General features: G+C 71.7%; 12 protein-coding genes. 5 read left to right on the top strand and 7 right to left on the bottom strand.

Annotation, left to right across the window (positions count from 1 at the left end; genetic code table 11):
• The first annotated feature begins 4 nt into the window (after nt 1-4).
• Both ACLJPL_RS17060 and ACLJPL_RS17055 read left to right on the top strand, forming a co-directional pair.
• Nucleotides 5-958, top strand: coding sequence for a MerR family transcriptional regulator (locus tag ACLJPL_RS17060; RefSeq protein ID WP_411081786.1), 954 nt, complete (start codon nt 5-7; stop codon nt 956-958).
• Nucleotides 959-1105: 147 nt separating this feature from the next.
• Nucleotides 1106-1648, top strand: coding sequence for an RNA 2'-phosphotransferase (locus ACLJPL_RS17055; protein WP_411081682.1), 543 nt, complete (start codon nt 1106-1108; stop codon nt 1646-1648).
• 26 nt (nt 1649-1674) lie between these two features.
• Here the strand turns inward: ACLJPL_RS17055 and ACLJPL_RS17050 are convergent, their stop codons facing one another.
• Both ACLJPL_RS17050 and ACLJPL_RS17045 read right to left on the bottom strand, forming a co-directional pair.
• Nucleotides 1675-2571 (bottom strand): LLM class flavin-dependent oxidoreductase, encoded by an 897-nt coding sequence (locus tag ACLJPL_RS17050; RefSeq protein ID WP_411081681.1) that lies wholly within the window; start codon nt 2569-2571, stop codon nt 1675-1677.
• Nucleotides 2572-2581: 10 nt separating this feature from the next.
• Nucleotides 2582-2728 (bottom strand): hypothetical protein, encoded by a 147-nt coding sequence (locus ACLJPL_RS17045; RefSeq protein WP_411081680.1) that lies wholly within the window; start codon nt 2726-2728, stop codon nt 2582-2584.
• A gap of 174 nt (nt 2729-2902) precedes the next feature.
• On the opposite strand from ACLJPL_RS17045, the gene ACLJPL_RS17040 reads away from it, so the two are divergent.
• Complete coding sequence (locus tag ACLJPL_RS17040) at nt 2903-3748, top strand: Cof-type HAD-IIB family hydrolase (RefSeq protein WP_411081679.1); 846 nt, start codon at nt 2903-2905, stop codon at nt 3746-3748.
• A 220-nt stretch (nt 3749-3968) separates the two neighbouring features.
• Here the strand turns inward: ACLJPL_RS17040 and ACLJPL_RS17035 are convergent, their stop codons facing one another.
• The 5 genes from ACLJPL_RS17035 to hisC all read right to left on the bottom strand — a co-directional run bounded on the left by ACLJPL_RS17035 (nt 3969) and on the right by hisC (nt 13342).
• Nucleotides 3969-5675, bottom strand: a complete 1707-nt coding sequence (locus ACLJPL_RS17035) for a GAF domain-containing sensor histidine kinase (protein WP_411081678.1) — start codon at nt 5673-5675, stop codon at nt 3969-3971.
• Between the two features lie 86 nt (nt 5676-5761).
• Nucleotides 5762-9334: a thiol reductant ABC exporter subunit CydD gene (gene cydD / locus ACLJPL_RS17030; protein WP_411081677.1), complete on the bottom strand. Its 3573-nt coding sequence runs from the start codon at nt 9332-9334 to the stop codon at nt 5762-5764.
• Nucleotides 9335-9436: 102 nt separating this feature from the next.
• The gene (gene cydB / locus ACLJPL_RS17025) at nt 9437-10438 is read right to left on the bottom strand and encodes a cytochrome d ubiquinol oxidase subunit II (protein ID WP_411081676.1); all 1002 of its coding nucleotides are present in this window, start codon (nt 10436-10438) and stop codon (nt 9437-9439) included.
• An 18-nt stretch (nt 10439-10456) separates the two neighbouring features.
• Entirely contained in the window at nt 10457-11968 is a 1512-nt protein-coding gene (locus ACLJPL_RS17020) for a cytochrome ubiquinol oxidase subunit I (protein WP_411081675.1), read from the bottom strand.
• A 294-nt stretch (nt 11969-12262) separates the two neighbouring features.
• Nucleotides 12263-13342 carry a histidinol-phosphate transaminase gene (gene hisC / locus ACLJPL_RS17015; protein ID WP_411081674.1) on the bottom strand — a complete coding sequence of 360 codons (1080 nt, stop codon included), beginning with the start codon at nt 13340-13342 and terminating at the stop codon, nt 12263-12265.
• Between the two features lie 448 nt (nt 13343-13790).
• Here hisC and ACLJPL_RS17010 point away from each other — a divergent pair, with 448 nt between their 5' ends.
• Together ACLJPL_RS17010 and ACLJPL_RS17005 are read left to right on the top strand one after the other, a co-directional pair.
• The gene (locus ACLJPL_RS17010) at nt 13791-14903 is read left to right on the top strand and encodes a LacI family DNA-binding transcriptional regulator (protein WP_411081673.1); all 1113 of its coding nucleotides are present in this window, start codon (nt 13791-13793) and stop codon (nt 14901-14903) included.
• 159 nt (nt 14904-15062) lie between these two features.
• The gene (locus ACLJPL_RS17005; protein ID WP_411081785.1) at nt 15063-16289 is read left to right on the top strand and encodes a metallophosphoesterase; all 1227 of its coding nucleotides are present in this window, start codon (nt 15063-15065) and stop codon (nt 16287-16289) included.
• Nucleotides 16290-16336 lie beyond the last annotated feature (47 nt).

Genomic DNA, 16336 nt, shown 5'->3' with positions numbered 1-16336 from the left:
TTCCATCGCCCCGGTGGCGGAGGGCCCGAGCGCCGTCGAGTACCGGATCGAGGACCTGGCCCATGCCAGCGGGGCGACGGTGCGCACGATCCGGGCGTACCAGGACCGGGGGCTGCTGCCGACGCCCGAGCGGCGCGGGCGGGCCAATGTGTACGGGGAGGCGCACCTGGCCCGCCTGCTCCAGATCGCGGACCTGCTCGACCGGGGCTACACCCTGGCCAGCATCAAGGAGCTGTTGGAGGCGTGGGACGCGGGGCGGGGACTGGGCGGAGTGCTCGGCCTGGTCGCCGAGGTGCACGGGCCCTGGACCGACGAGGAGGCCGACCGGATCACCCGCGAGGAGCTGGACGCCAGGTTCGGCGGTGCGCAGGACGAGGAGGCGATCGCCGAGGCGGTGGAGCTCGGCGTGCTGGAGCGCGTCCCGGGGAGGGCCGACGAGTTCCTCGTACCGAGCCCGCAAGAGCTAGCGGTGGCGGTGGAGTTGCACGCTGCTGGCGTCCCGCTCCTGGCAATCTCCGGCCACCTCAAAGAACTTCGCGGACAGGTGGAGCACATAGCGTCCCGCTTCCTGGAGTTCACCACCGAGCATGTCTTCGCCCGCTACCTCGGCCACAGCCCGCCGACCGACTCCGACGCGGCGGAGGCGGCGTCCATGGTGCGCCGCCTGCGACCCCTCGCCCAGCAGACGGTCGATGCCGAACTGGCGCGAGCCATGAGGATGTTCGCCACCCGGCACCTGCATCACCACCTCGGTTCGCAGGAGGAGGCCATCGAGGGCAGCGACACCCGTCCGGTGCTGCTCCCCTCCCGGACAACGCGAGCCGTGGAAGATCTGGTTGGCGCGGACCAGGTGGCGGCGTTCGTGACGGCGGCGGCCGAACGCGAGGTTCAGGCAAGAACATTGGACACACTCGCCGCAAACCCCTCAAAAAGCCCAGCCATTGACAAAAAGCCCTAAACTGCCCACTAGTTGTCCACAGAGTCGCCAAATACCCTGTGGATAAGTCAAGTTGGCTGTGGATCAAACCTCGGCAGGGTCAGAACCGAAAAAAACCCGGACGAAATACGGATGCACCGGCCGACTCCCTACGGGCACTCTGGCGCGATGGACGAACGTCGCACCGTCAGGGTGTCCAAGTACCTCTCGCAACATCTGCGGCATCAGCCGGACCGCATCGGCGTCACCCTCGACGACAACGGCTGGGTGACCGTCGAGACCCTGCTGAGCGCGGCGGCCCGGCACGGCTTCCCCATCACCCGCGCCGAGCTCGATCACGTCGTGGCCGTCAACGACAAGCGCCGCTTCACGGTGGCCGGCGACCGCATCCGGGCCAACCAGGGCCACACCGTCACCGTCGACCTGGACCTGCCGCCCGCACAGCCGCCCGCGTACCTGTACCACGGCACGGTCGCCGGGGCGATGGACGCGATCCGGGCGGAGGGCCTGCGCCCCATGACCCGCCACCACGTCCACCTGTCCCCCGACCGCGAGACGGCCACCCGGGTCGGCGCCCGACGCGGCCGCCCCCTGGTCCTCACGGTGGACGCGGGCGCCATGCACCGAGCCGGCCATGTCTTCCGGGTCAGCGCCAACGGGGTCTGGCTCGCCGACTCCGTACCGCCCCAGTTCCTGCGCCCGCGCGACTGAGACGGCACGCGAAGGACCGGGAAGGCTCAGGCCAGCTGGGCGAGCGCCTCGGTCGCGATGCGCTCGTAGACGGCCGGATCGATGGCGAAGTCGGAGTCCGGGATCGGGTCGTGGACGACGATCTCGGTGAACCCCAGCTCCGCGTGCCGGCCCGCGAAGTCGACGAAGGCGTCCACCGACTCCAGCGGGGCGTTGCGATCGGGCGTGAAGCCGGTGAGCAGGATCCGCTCCAGCTCGGCCGCGTCCCGGCCGACCTCCTCGCAGGCGGCGACGAGCCTCTCGCTCTGGCCCCGCAGCGCGGCCACCGACTGCTCCGGCGTCCCCTCCGCGTACAGCTTCGGGTCGCCCGTGGTCACCCACGCCTGTCCGTGGCGAGCGGCGAGCCTCAGCCCGCGCGGCCCGGTCGCGGCGACCGCGAAGGGCACCCGGGGACGCTGGACGCAGCCGGGGATGTTGCGGGCCTCCACGGCGGAGTAGTGCGTTCCCTCCTGGGTCACCGCGCCCTCGGTGAGCAGCCGGTCGAGGAGCGGCACGAACTCCCCGAACCGGTCGGCACGCTCACGCGGGGTCCACGCCTCCTGCCCCAGCGCGGTGGCGTCGAACCCGCTGCCCCCGGCGCCGATGCCGAGGGTGACCCGGCCGCCGGAGACATCGTCCAGGGAGATCAGCTCCTTGGCGAGGGTCACCGGGTGCCGGAAGTTGGGCGAGGTGACCAGCGTCCCCAGCCGCAACCGCCGGGTGGCCGTCGCGGCGGCGGTGAGCGTGGGAATCGCCCCGAACCACGTCCGGTCCCGGAAGCTCCGCCAGGACAGATGGTCGTAGGTGTAGGCGGTGTGGAAACCCAGCTCCTCGGCACGCCGCCACTTGTCGCGGCCTCCGTCGTGCCAGCGGTCGATCGGCAGAATCACAGTGCTCAGTCGCATGAGGACGACCCTACGAGAGGCCGGGCAACCGCCGCACCGCCTCGGCGGCACGGACGGCGGCGTCACCGCGGCGGTTGCCGAACAGGACGTGGGCCTCCCGCGCCGGCTCGGCCATCGCGCGGATGCGCGGCGCCCGCTCGGAGAGCTCCTCGGGCACGTGGGCGTGCCGGAACCTTTCGCGCCTCCCCCCGGTGCCTGCGGAAGGATTGGCCCGCAGCACCTCAAACCCCTTGGCATATGCCTGAGGAATGTTCCGCAGATCAGGGGCGCGACCCACTCAGATGTGCGCCCCTCCGCACGCACGTGCACTCCGGTGGGCGAGAATGGCGGGGTGACCTCAGCTACCGATGCGCCTCTGCCCGCCGTGACCCGGCTGATCGCGACCGACCTCGACGGCACCCTGCTGCGCGACGACAAGACCTTGTCCGCGCGGACCGTCGCCGCCCTCGTCGCGGCCGAGGAGGCCGGGATCGAGGTCTTCTTCGTGACCGGCAGGCCGGCTCGCTGGATGGACGTCGTCAGCGATCATGTGCAGGGCCACGGGCTGGCGATCTGCGCCAACGGGGCCGTGGTCACCGATCTGCGGGCCGACCGCGAGCTGCTCACCGTACGGCCGCTGGACCGTGAGGACGCCCTGCACGTCGTGCACACCCTGCGCGACGCCGCCCCCGGCACCTCCTTCGCCATCGAGCTGACCACCGGCATCAACTACGAACCGTCCTACCCGCCCTTCCACCTGGACCCGGGCGCAGCGGTCGCCGTCGCCGAGAAGCTGCTGTACGAGGACGTCCCGGGTGAGGGAGCCCCCGTACTGAAACTCCTCGCCCACCACACCGAGATGCCCCCCGACGCCTTCCTCGCACTGGCCCGTACGACGGCCGGGGACCGGGCCTCCGTCACCCGGTCCAGCCCGTCCGCCCTCCTGGAGGTCAGCGGGCTCGGGGTCTCCAAGGCCACTACCCTCGCCGCCTGTTGCGCCGAGCGCGGCATCTCGGCCGCCGAGGTGGTCGCCTTCGGCGACATGCCCAACGACGTCGAGATGCTCGGCTGGGCGGGCGCCTCGTACGCGATGGGCAACGCCCACCCCGCCGCGCTGGCCGCCGCCTCCGGGCGGACCGTCACCAACGAGGAGGACGGTGTGGCCGTGGTCATCGAGCGGATCCTCGCCACCCGCTGATCATCGTTACCCGCTGATCATCGTTCAGCCCACCCGGTCACGCGCCACCCGCTGAGCCCCTCCCCGGACGCCGTGCCGGCGCCGCCCGAACCCCGCCGCGCACAGAACCCCGGCCACAACGTCACCCGAACCCGCAGCATCCCGCGCACCCCCGGCCCCACCCCCGCCCGAACCCACCGCACCCCGCACGCCTCCGGTCACACCCCCGCCCGCACCCCGGTCACAGCGGCGCCTCCCACACCACCGTCGTACCCCCGCCGTCCTCCCCGATCCCCGGGCCGAACCAGCTCGCCCCGCCCAGTGACTCGGCCCGGCGGGCCAGGTTGCGCAGACCGCTGCGGCGGCCGCCCTCCGGGATGCCCACCCCGTCGTCCGCGACCGACAGGCGCACCGCCGCCCGGCCGTCCGGCAGGGTCGCCGTGGCGTCGACGACCACGTCGATCACGCCGGCCCCGGCGTGCCGGAAGGCGTTGGAGAGCGCCTCGCGCAGCGCCGCGACGAGGTTCTTGCCGGTCAGCTCGCCGACGAGCGAGTCGACCGCGCCCACGAAGCGGTGCGAGGGCTTGAAGCCGAGCGGGACCGCCGCCATGTTGATCTCCCGCAGGACACGGGTGCGGAGCCCCGAAGGGGCCTCGGCCGGTTCCTGCTGGAGCGCGAAAATGGCCGTACGGATCTCCTGGATGGTCACGTCCAGCTCGTCGACCGCGCGGCCCACCCCCGTCCGCACCTCCGGGACCACCGACCGCCGCTGGGCGCTCTCCAGCATCATCCCGGTGGCGAACAGGCGCTGGATGACGAGGTCGTGGAGGTCGCGGGCGATCCGGTCGCGGTCCTCGTACACCGCGAGCCGCTCCCGGTCCCGCTGCGCCTGCGCCATCATCAACGCGAGAGCGGCCTGCGAGGCGAACTGGGCGGCGAGCGTCCGCTCGGTGCCGGTGAACGGGCGCGCGCCCCGCGCCCGGGGTGTGGCCAGCGCGCCGAGCACCCGGCCGCCGCTGTGCAGCGGCAGCAGCATGCTCGGGCCGAACAGGCGGGCCGGCCCGGTGACCATGCGGCTGTCGGTGGCGGAGTCGTCGATGAACACCGCCTCGCCGGCCAGCAGCTTCGCCACCACCGGGCTCCGGGCCGGGATGATCACCCCCAGCAGGGCCGAGGAGTCGTCGGCGGAGACGGCGACGATCTCCAGGCCGCCCCCGTCGGCGGGCAGCAGCACGACCCCGGCGGCGGAGTCGGCCAGGCGGCGGGCCTGTTCGGCGACGACGGAGAGCGCTTCGTCGGCGTCCCCGCCCGACAGGAGAGCGGTCGTCACCGCCACCGACCCGTCGATCCAGCGCTCCCGCTGCCGCGCCGCCTCGTACAGACGGGCGTTGCCGATGGCGATCCCGGCCTCCGTGGCCAGCACCCGCACCATGTGCAGGTCGTCCTCGCTGAACTCGGCCGCGTCCTGCTTCCCGGTCAGATAGAGGTTGCCGAAGACCTCCCCCTGGACCCGGATCGGCACTCCCAGGAAGGTCCGCATCCGGGGGTGTCCCGGCGGGAATCCGGCGAACCGGGGGTCCACGGTCAGATCGGCCAGCCGTACGGGGTCGGGGTCATGGATCAGCGCGCCCAGCAGGCCCCGGTGTCCATCGGGTCTGCGCCCGATCTCCCGGGCGACCTCCTCCGGAACACCGTGGGCGACGAAGTCGGCGAGTCCCTCGCCCGTCTCGTCGACGACGCCGATCGCCGCGTACCGGGCGTGCGCGAGTTCGGCCGCGGTCGCGCAGATCCGCTCCAGCGTGGAGTGCAGCTCCAGTCCCGTGCCGATCGAACGCATCGCTTCCAGAAGCTGCGGAACCCGTGCGGTGACCTCGGTGGACAGGCCCTGAAGGCTGTGGGTGGCCCGCGTCGCGGCGTCGAGTGAGTCCTGCGGGTCCGGCTCTGCCATGACCCGAGAGTAGTTAGTACCGATGGGGGAGGAAAGTCGGGAATGCGCCCCAATGCGGGCGCTCCCTCACCCGTGCGGGCGCTCCCTCACCCCACCCCCGCCCCCACCGTCTCCTTCTCCCGCTCCAGCATCCGGCGCAGCGGACCGTCCTCGGCGGCGAGCTCCGCGTACGGTCCGCGCTGTACGACCCGGCCCGCGTCCAGCACCAGCACCTCGTCGACCGCTTCGACTCCGGCCAGCCGGTGGGTGATCAGCACGGTCGTCCGCCCCTCGGTCGCCGCCAGCAGATCGGCGGTCAGCGCGTCGGCGGTCGCCAGGTCGAGGTGTTCGGCGGGCTCGTCGAGAACGAGTACGGGGAAGTCGGCGAGGAGCGCCCGCGCCAGGGCCAGCCGCTGGCGCTGGCCGCCGGAGAGCCGTGCGCCGTGCTCGCCCACCGGGGTGTCGAGCCCCTCGGGCAGGGAGCGGACCCAGTCCAGCAGGCGGGCCCGGGCGAGCGCGTCGTCCAGTTCCGCGTCGGTGGCTCCGGTACGGGCGAGGCGCAGATTCTCGCGGATCGAGCTGTCGAAGACATGGGCGTCCTGGGCGCACAGGCCCACGCTGCGCCGCACCGTGTCGCCGTCCAGCGCCGTCGCGTCCACACCGCCGAGGCTGTACGTCCCCGACGAGGCGTCCAGGAAGCGGAGCAGGACCTGGGCGAGCGTGGTCTTGCCGGAGCCGGAGGGGCCGACGACCGCGACGCGGCGGCCGGGCGTCAGCGTCAGGTCGAGCGACTCCAGGGCGTCGTGGTGCGCGCCCGGGTAGCGGGCCCTCAGCCCCCGTGCCTCCAGCGGGAACGGGGATGCGGGCGGATCGGCCGGAGTCGCGGGCTCCCGTACGGGTACGGGGGCGTCGAGCACCTCGTACACCCGCTCCGCGCTCCGCCGTACCCGCTGGCGGTACTGCACCGCGAGCGGCAGTCCGGCGACGGCCTCGAAGGCGGCGAGCGGGGTCAGCACCACCACCGCGAGCGCGACCCCGGCCAGCTGGCCGTCGTTCACCGCGGGCACGGCGACGAGCGCGGCGGCCACCACCGTGAGCCCGCAGACCAGGGCGGAGAGCCCGCCGCCCAAGGCCGTCGCGGTGGCCGCTCGGGAGGCGATCCGGGTGAGCAGCGCGTCGGCGGCGCGCATGTGCGTCTGCCGCGCGGGGAGCGCGCCGGCGACGGTCAGCTCGGCCGTGCCGCCGAGGAGGTCGGTGACCCGGGTGGCCAGGGCGGCGCGCGCGGGGGCCAGCCGGCGTTCCGTGCGGCGGGCGCACGCGCCGGTGACCAGCGGTACGCCGACCCCGGCGACCAGCAGCCCGGCCGCCAGGATCAGGCCCGCTTCGGGCAGCAGCCAGCCGGTGAACCCGGCGGCGGCCACGGAGACCGTGAGCGCGGTGCCGACCGGCAGCAGCCAGCGCAGCCAGTAGTCCTGGAGCGCGTCCACGTCGGCCACGAGCCGGGAGAGCAGATCGCCCCGGCGCACCGTGCGCAGACCGGCGGGCGCGACGCGTTCGAGGCCCCGGTACACCGCGACCCGGAGTTCGGCCAGCAGCTTCAGCACGGCGTCGTGCGAGACGAGGCGTTCCGCGTACCGGAAGACCGCCCGGCCGATGCCGAAGGCGCGCGTCGCGGTGACGGCCATCATCAGATAGAGCACCGGCGGCTGTTCGGAGGCGCGGGAGATCAGCCAGCCGGAGACGGCCATGAGTCCCACGGCCGACCCGACCGCGAGGCTGCCCAGCAGCAGCCCCAGGGCCAATTGCCCGCGCTGCGCCCCCGCCGCCGCACGGACCCGGGCGAGGACCCGGCCGGAGCGGGCACCGGTCTCCCGCAGCGGCGTCACGGCTCCCGGCGCGTCCTCGGCCTCCAGTACGTCCCCGGGGCGGCGCGCGTCCAGGGGCTCGCCGCCGGCCGGGGGCTGCGGGACGGGTGGGCCCGGGGCCACGGCCGCCCTGACCGATGCCGGCACATCGGCGACCGGCCCCGGCACATCGGCCTCCGCCCGTCGCGGCTCCAGCGTCACCACCCGGTCCGCGACCGCGAGCAGTGCGGGGCGGTGGACCACCAGCAGCACGGTCCGGCCCGCCGCCAGTCTCCGTACGGCCTCGACGATCCCCGCCTCCGTCTCCCCGTCCAGGCTCGCGGTCGGCTCGTCCAGCAGGAGCAGCGGCCGGTCGGCCAGGAACGCGCGGGCCAGGGCGAGGCGCTGGCGCTGGCCCGCGGAGAGCCCCGCGCCGTCCTCACCCAGCGGGGTCCGCACCCCGTCCGGCAGCTCCGCGACGAAGTCGTACGCCCCCGCGTCCCGCAGCGCCGCCACCACCGCCTCGTCGTCGGCGTCGGGCCGGGCGAGGCGTACGTTCTCCGCGATCGTGCCCGCGAAGAGGTGGGGGCGCTGCGGGACCCAGGCGATCCGGCTCCGCCAGCGTTCCAGGTCCAGGTCCGCGAGGTCCCGGCCGCCGACCCTGACGTGCCCCTCGTCGGGTACGGCGAACCCGAGGACCACGTTCAGCAGGGTGGACTTGCCGACGCCGCTCGGGCCGACCAGGGCGACGGTCTCCCCCGGCTCGACGGTGAGCGAGACGGCGTCCAGCGACGGGTCGGCGCGGCCCTCGTGGCGTACGGTCACCGCCGCCAGTTCGAGGCGCGTCGAGTCCGGGACGTCCTCGACGCCGGTGGCGCGGGGCTCGGTCTCCAGGACCGCGAAGATCTCCTCGGCGGCCGAGAGCCCCTCCGCCGCCGCGTGGTACTGCGCCCCGACCTGCCGGATCGGCAGATACGCCTCCGGGGCCAGGATCAGGACCACCAGCCCGGTGTAGAGGTCGAGTTCCCCGTGCACGAGCCGCATCCCGATGGTGACGGCGACGAGGGCGACCGACAGCGTGGCGAGGAGTTCCAGGGCGAACGAGGAGAGGAAGGCGATCCGCAGGGTGCGCAGGGTGGCCCGGCGGTACTGCGAGGTGATGGTCCGGATCGACTCGGCCTGGGCCTTCGCCCGGCCGAAGACCTTGAGCGTCGGCAGCCCGGCGACGACGTCCAGGAAGTGGCCGGAGAGCCGGGAGAGCAGCTGCCACTGCCGGTCCATCCGGGACTGGGTGGCCCAGCCGATCAGGACCATGAAGAGGGGGATGAGCGGCAGGGTGACCACGATGATCGCCGCCGAGACCCAGTCCTCGGTGACGATCCTGGCCAGCACCGCCACCGGCACGACGACCGCGAGCCCGAGCTGCGGGAGGTAGCGCGCGAAGTAGTCGTCGAGCGCGTCGACCCCGCGCGTCGCCAGCGCCACCAGGGAGCCGGTGCGCTGCCCGCTCAGCCAGCCGGGACCCAGGTGCGCGGCCCGCTCCAGGAGTCGGCCGCGCAGCTCCGACTTGACCGCCGCGCTCGCCCGGTGGGCCGCCAGCTCGGTGAGCCAGGCGACCAGGGCGCGGCCGAGGGCGACGGCGGCGAGCAGGATCAGCGGGGTACGGAGCTCGGCGACCGTAAGCCCGTCCTCGAAACCGCCCACCACGATCTCGGCGATGAGCATCGCCTGGGCGATCACGAGCGCGGCCCCGACCAGGCCGAGAGCCACCACGGCCGCGAGGAAGAAGCGGGTGGCGCGGGCGTACCGCAGCAGGCGCGGGTCGATCGGTTTCACGTGAAACATCCCCCAGCAGCGGGATCGTCGGGATCAGCAAGGTCAACGAAGGGACCCGGGCCGTGTTTCACGTGAAACACGGCCCGGCGGGGCCGGTACGGGTCAGTGCGCGTCCGCGATGTGCTGGGTGCCGATCCGCTTGCGGAACACCCAGTACGTCCAGCCCTGGTACAGCAGCACCATCGGCGTGGCGATGCCGGCGCACCAGGTCATGATCTTGAGCGTGTACGGGGTCGAGGAGGCGTTGGTGACCGTGAGGTTCCACGCGTCGTTCAGCGAGGACGGCATGACGTTCGGGAACAGCGTCAGGAAGAGCATCCCCACCGCCGCCACGATCGTCAGCCCCGAGAACGCGAACGACCAGCCCTCGCGCCCCTTGGCGATGGCCCCGATCGCGGCCACCAGGGCCACCACCGCCACGATCATCGCCGCCAGGCTCCAGCGGTCACCGCTGACGACCTGGGTCCAGAGCAGGAATCCCAGGGCGAGCACCGCCGTGCCCAGTCCCAGCTTGAGCGCCAGGGAGCGCGCCCGGACCCGGATGTCCCCGGCCGTCTTGAGCGCCGCGAACACCGCGCCGTGGAAGGTGAAGAGGAAGAGCGTGACGAGCCCGCCGAGGAGCGCGTACGGGTTCAGCAGGTCGAAGAAGGTGCCGACGTACTCCATGTCGGCGTCGATCTTCACGCCGCGCACGATGTTCCCGAACGCCACACCCCACAGCACCGCGGGGATGAGCGAGGTCCAGAAGATCGCGGTCTCCCAGTTGGTCTGCCACCGCTCCTCGTTCCGCTTGGCCCGGTACTCGAAGGCGACCCCGCGCACGATCAGGCAGAACAGGATGATCAGCAGCGGCAGGTAGAAGCCGGAGAACAGGGTGGCGTACCACTCGGGGAAGGCCGCGAAGGTCGCGCCGCCCGCGCTGAGCAGCCAGACCTCATTGCCGTCCCAGACGGGCCCGATCGTGTTGATCAGAACGCGCCGCTCCTTGCGGTCTCGGGCGAGCAGCTTGGTGAGGACCCCGATGCCGAAGTCGAATCCCTCCAGGAAGAAGTAGCCGATCCAGAGGACGGCGATGAGCACGAACCAGACGTCGTGGAGTTCCATCTCTCAGCTCCTGTGCGCTCAGTACGAGAAGGCCATGGGCCGGTCGGCGTCTTCGTCGTCGTGGCCGTTGATCCGGGTGGGCGGGTTGAGGTCGGACTCGGTGAGCTCCGGCGGCCCGGCCTTGATGTACTTCACGAGCAGCTTGACCTCGATGACCGCGAGCACCGCGTACACCAGGGTGAAGAGGATCATCGAGGTGAGGATCTCGCCCTGCGATACACCGGGGGAGACCCCGTCGCGGGTCTGGAGCACCCCGTAGACCACCCACGGCTGGCGGCCCATCTCGGTGAAGATCCAGCCCCAGGAGTTGGCGATGAGCGGGAAGAGCAGGGTCCAGAGCGCGGTGAGCCAGTAGAGCTTGGTGAACTTCGGGCTCAGCGCCTTGTTCCGGAAGAGGACCAGGTTCGGCACCTCGTCCTCGCCGGTCCGCAGAGCCGGTGGCAGCAGGAACTTCTTCCGGGTCAGCCAGAGCCCCAGGAGGCCGAGGCCGAAGGAGGCCATCCCGAAGCCGATCATCCAGCGGAAGCTCCAGAACGCGACCGGGATGTTGGGCCGGTAGTCGCCGGGGCCGTACTTCTCCTCCTGGGCCTTGTTGATGTCGTTGATGCCCGGGACGTAGGAGTTCGGGTCGTTGTCGGCGAGGAAGGAGAGCACCCCGGGGAGGGAGATCTCGACGGAGTTGTGGCCCTCGCTGACATCCCCGTACGCGAAGATCGAGAACGGCGCGCGTTCCTGGCCGTCCCACAGCGCCTCGGCGGCGGCCATCTTCATCGGCTGCTGCTTGAACATCACCTTGGCCAGGCTGTCGCCGCTGACGGCGGTGAGCATTCCGGCGACGACGACCGTGACCAGGCCCAGCCGCAGCGAGGTCCGCATCACCGGGATGTGCCTCTTGCGCGCGAGGTGGAAGGCGGCGATGCCGACCATGAAGGCCCCGCCGACCAGGAAGGCCGCCGTGATGGTGTGGAAGAACTGGGTCACCGCGGTGTCCTGGGTGAGCACCTTCCAGAAGTCGGTGAGCTCGGCGCGGCCGCGTTCCTCGTTGATGCGGTAGCCGACCGGGTGCTGCATCCAGGAGTTGGCCGCCAGGATGAAGTAGGCGGAGAGGATCGTGCCGAGCGAGACCATCCACATGCAGGCCAGGTGGATCTTCTTCGGGAGCCGGTCCCAGCCGAAGATCCACAGTCCGATGAAGGTGGACTCGAAGAAGAAGGCGATCAGCGCCTCGAAGGCGAGCGGAGCGCCGAAGACGTCACCGACGAAGCGCGAGTAGTCGGACCAGTTCATGCCGAACTGGAACTCCTGGACGATGCCCGTCACGACGCCCATGGCGATGTTGATCAGGAACAGCTTGCCCCAGAACTTGGTCGCCCTGAGGTACTTCTCGTTGTTCGTCCGCACCCAGGCGGTCTGCAGGCCGGCGGTGAGCGCGGCGAGCGAGATCGTCAGCGGGACGAAGAGGAAGTGGTAGACGGTGGTGATGCCGAACTGCCATCGCGCCAGGGTCTCGGGCGCCAGAGCGAGGTCCACGTCGTCTTTCTCCTTACGTCGCCGTGGTCGCACCACGTCGCCGTGGTGACACCGGCACTCCGCCCCATTAATCCCACTGATCACGGGACCAAACGGGGCACGCTTGTGAACGCGTTCACATTCACAAGCAAATTATGGCGCACACGCTTTCGGGCCGTTCGCCGGGGGTACCCCTTTTCGGCCAGGGGCCCGCGCAGGAGGCCGCGGGCCCCACGCAAAGGGCCCCGGACCTCGTAGAACGAGAGTCCGGGGCCACCCGGCCGCACAGCCGCCGGGGCGCGGCGTACCGGCCGCCTACCGCTCGGCGCGGAACGCCTCCGCCGCCTTCAGGAAGAGGTCGTTGCCCTCGCTCTCCCCGATCGAGACCCGTACGCCCTCCCCCTTGAAGGGGCGCACCACCACACCGGCCCGCTCGCAGGCGGCGGCGAAGTCGAGGGTCCGCTCACCGAGGCGCAGCCAGACGAAGTTGGCGTGCGACTCCGGAACGGTCCAGCCCTGCCGCACCAGCTCCTCGCTCACCCGGCTCCGCTCGGCGACCAGCGAGCCGACCCGGCCCAGCAGCTCGTCCTCGGCGCGCAGGGAGGCGACCGCCGCGTCCTGCGCGAGCTGGCTGACGCCGAAGGGCACGGCGGTCTTGCGCAGCGCCGCGGCCACCGGCTCGTGGGCCACCGCGAACCCGACCCGCAGCCCCGCCAGGCCGTACGCCTTGGAGAAGGTCCGCAGCACCGCCACATTGGGCCGGTCCCGGTAGACCTCGATGCCGTCGGGCACCTCGGCGTCGCGGATGAACTCCTTGTACGCCTCGTCGAGCACGACGAGCACATCGCTCGGCACCCGGTCCAGGAAGCGTTCCAGCTCGGCCCGGCGCACCACGGTCCCGGTGGGGTTGTTCGGGTTGCAGACGAAGATCAGCCGGGTCCGGTCGGTGATCGCGGCGGCCATCGCGTCGAGGTCGTGCACCTCACCGGCGGTCAGCGGCACCTTCACGGAGGTCGCGCCGCTCACCTGCGTGATGATCGGGTACGCCTCGAAGGACCGCCAGGCGTAGATGACCTCGTCGCCCGGGCCCGAGGTGGCCTGAAGCAGCTGCTGGGCCACGCCGACCGATCCGGTTCCGGTGGCCAGGTGCGAGAGCGGCACGGCGAACCGGTCTGACAACTCGTTCATCAGCCCGGTGCACGCCATGTCCGGGTAGCGGTTGAAGCTGTGCGCCGCGGCGAGCGCCGACTCCAGGACCCCCGGCAGCGGCGGATAGGGGTTCTCGTTGGAGGACAGCTTGTAGGCGACCGGTCCGCCGGCCGCGGCGGGCTTGCCCGGCACATAGGCGGGAACGCCGTCCAGCTCGGCGCGCAGCTTGGGGCTCGTCTCGCTCACCGCAGGTCCTCCTCGACCATCCGTACACATCAGTCTCGACCGTCCGTAGGCATCCGCAGACATCGGTCTCGACCGTCCGTACACATCAATACTGCTCACCTTATGAGGATTGAGCGCCGCTGCGAATGGCCGGGGCGAGGAATCTCGCGCGGTGCTGGGGGCGGCCCGTCCCACGGAGCCGCCCCGGGGGGAGCGTTTCGCGTTCTGGCGCACGCCCGTGTCTCACGCCGTGGCGCGCGTCCCCCGAAGTGGTGAGTTGAGACCTCTTCGAGACATCGACCATTCAGCAGGCCGTCAGCCGCCAACACATGACACACTAATGTCCAAGCATCCAACGCCCTTGTTTTACAAGTTATTTGACGGCATGTGACCATGCAGAAACGTGCCTGTCGATGCGTGCATATGCGACCGGACCGACCATGCCCCGGAGCCCTACTATCGGCTCGCCATGACAGCAGCAGGGAAGCACCAGGTGAGCCGGACGGAGACCCCCCGGCGCAGCGGCCGGCCAGGACGGGCGGGGATCCGTGACGTGGCCGCCGCGGCCGGCGTCTCGATCACGACCGTCTCCGACGCGCTCAACGGCAAGGGCAGGCTCCCGGACGCCACCCGCAGCCATGTCCGCGAGGTCGCAGAGCGCTTGGGCTACCGCCCTTCCGCAGCGGCCCGAACCCTCCGTACCGGCAAGTCGGGCCTGATCGGCCTGACCGTGACCACGTACGGGGATGAACCTTTCACCTTCACCGAATTCGCGTACTTCGCGGAGATGGCGAGAGCCGCGACCTCGGCGGCGCTCGCCCGGGGCTACGCCCTCGTGATCCTCCCCGCCACCTCCCGCCACGACGTCTGGTCGAACGTCGCGCTCGACGGGACCGTCGTCATCGACCCCTCCGACCAGGACCCGGTCGTCACCGAACTCGTCCGCCAGGGGCTGCCCGTCGTCTCGGACGGCCGCCCGGCCGGGACGCTCCCCGTCACCGCCTGGGTCGACAACGACCACCGGGCCGCCGTGCTCGACCTCCTCGACCACCTCGCCGCCGCCGGAGCCCGCCGTATCGGCCTGCTGACCGGCACCACCACCGACACCTACACCCGGCTCTCCACCACGGCCTATCTGCACTGGTGCGAGCGCGTCGGCCAGGACCCCGTCTACGAGTCCTACCCGGCGCACGACCCCTGCGCGGGCGCGGTCGCCGCCGACCGGCTGCTCGCCCGCCCGGACCGCCCCGACGCGGTCTACGGGCTCTTCGACCCCAACGGGACCGATCTCCTCGCGGCCGCCCGCCGCTACGGTCTGCGCGTCCCGGAGGACCTGCTGCTGGTCTGCTGCAGCGAGTCCACCGTGTACGCGGCCACCGAACCGCCCATCACGACGCTCTCGCTCAAGCCCCGCCGCATCGGCACGGCCGTCGTCCAGCTCCTCATCGACGCCATCGAAGGGGTCGAGCACGACGGGCCGGTGGAGCAGGTGATACCGACCGAGCTCATCGTCCGGACGTCCTCGCAACGCCGTCCGCCGCGCACCACGGTCTCCGCGCCGCGTTCCCCCAGCGGGGACTGATCATCTCTTTTCGGACTAATAGGCCGGTGAACCGTACGTGCGCCCGGATTCACCACCCCTGGTGCGTCACACAGATCGATCCGCATTCCTATGATGGGCGCACGACACCGCGGACCACCTCTACCAGGCAGGGCCCGTCAGGTGTGCGGCGGCGCGACGGTGGTGGAGGGGTCGATGACACAGGGGGCCGGTCAGGAACCCGTGGTGCGGACGGCGACGTTGCGTGACTTCCGGGTTCCGCCGTACGCGCAGACGCCCGTACCACCGCAGACGCCCGGCGCTACGCCGCACCCGTCGCTGCCCCCGCGTACGCCGGAGCAGCACGCGCCCGCCCCGGCGCAGCACGCGCCACCGCCTCCGGCACCGCACGCCCCCGTGCCGCCGCACACCCCCGCCCCGCCCCACGCGCCCGCCCCGCCCCACCTGCCGCACCCCGGCAACGCGGCCGTCGCCGACGAGCCCCCGGAGGGGTACACGCCCACCGAGCGCGACCTCCCCGTCATCAACCGCGGCGACACCGTCAAGATGCAGACCGTCCCCGAACCCCGCCCCGTCACCGAGGAGGGGCGCGGCCCGCTCTTCGTCGTGGGCGACGTCCACGGCTATCTCGACGAGCTGGTGGCCGCCCTCGCCGCCCAGGGCCTCATCGACGCCGAGGGCAACTGGGCCGCGGGCAACGCCCGGCTCTGGTTCCTGGGCGACTTCACCGACCGCGGTCCGGACGGCATCGGCGTCATCGACCTCGTCATGCGGCTCTCCGCCGAGGCGGCGGCGGCGGGCGGCTACTGCAAGGCCCTGATGGGCAACCACGAGCTGCTGCTCATCGGCGCCAAGCGGTTCGCGGACACCCCCGTCAACTCCGGTGCCGGCACCGCCACGTTCCAGGCCGCCTGGCTGCTCAACGGCGGCCAGAAGAGCGATATGGACCGCCTCCAGGACGTGCACCTCCAGTGGATGTCGCGGCTCGACGCGGTCGTCGAGGAGGACGGGCATCTGCTGATGCACTCCGACACGACGGCCTACCTCGACTACGGCTCCACCATCGAGGACGTCAACGACACCATCACCGCCATCCTCACGCGCAACGACGCCGACGAGTGCTGGGACCTCTTCCGCAAGCTCACCAAGCGGTTCGCCTTCCGCGACGAGGGCGGCGCCGACGCGGTGCGCGAGCTGATGGCGACGTACGGCGGACAGCGCGTCGTCCATGGTCACAGCCCCATCCCGTATCTCCTCGGCGAGGTCGGGACGGAGGACGGCGAGAACGGCTCGGGTCCGGTGGTGAACGGTCCGCACGTGTACGCGGACGGGCTCGCCATCGCCATGGACGGCGGAGTGACCATGGCCGGAAAGCTTCTGGTCGTCCAACTCCCCCTGCATGACTGACCCCGGGCGGGGAAGACCCTTCAGGGTTCGGACCGTGCCGATCACGC

It is taken from the genome of Streptomyces sp. cmx-18-6, assembly GCF_046548915.1.
Lineage (GTDB): Bacteria > Actinomycetota > Actinomycetes > Streptomycetales > Streptomycetaceae > Streptomyces.
The sequence above is the reverse complement of the archived record's forward strand: the minus strand, read 5'-3'. Positions and strand labels throughout refer to the sequence as shown.

What these genes read in the sequence shown, in the direction of transcription:
- cydB (WP_411081676.1), bottom strand. Translation starts at nt 10,438, where the DNA reads ATGGAACTCCACGACGTCTGGTTCGTGCTCATCGCCGTCCTCTGGATC.
- ACLJPL_RS17050 (WP_411081681.1), bottom strand. Translation starts at nt 2,571, where the DNA reads ATGCGACTGAGCACTGTGATTCTGCCGATCGACCGCTGGCACGACGGA.
- ACLJPL_RS17035 (WP_411081678.1), bottom strand. Translation starts at nt 5,675, where the DNA reads ATGGCAGAGCCGGACCCGCAGGACTCACTCGACGCCGCGACGCGGGCC.
- ACLJPL_RS17055 (WP_411081682.1), top strand. Translation starts at nt 1,106, where the DNA reads ATGGACGAACGTCGCACCGTCAGGGTGTCCAAGTACCTCTCGCAACAT.
- ACLJPL_RS17010 (WP_411081673.1), top strand. Translation starts at nt 13,791, where the DNA reads ATGACAGCAGCAGGGAAGCACCAGGTGAGCCGGACGGAGACCCCCCGG.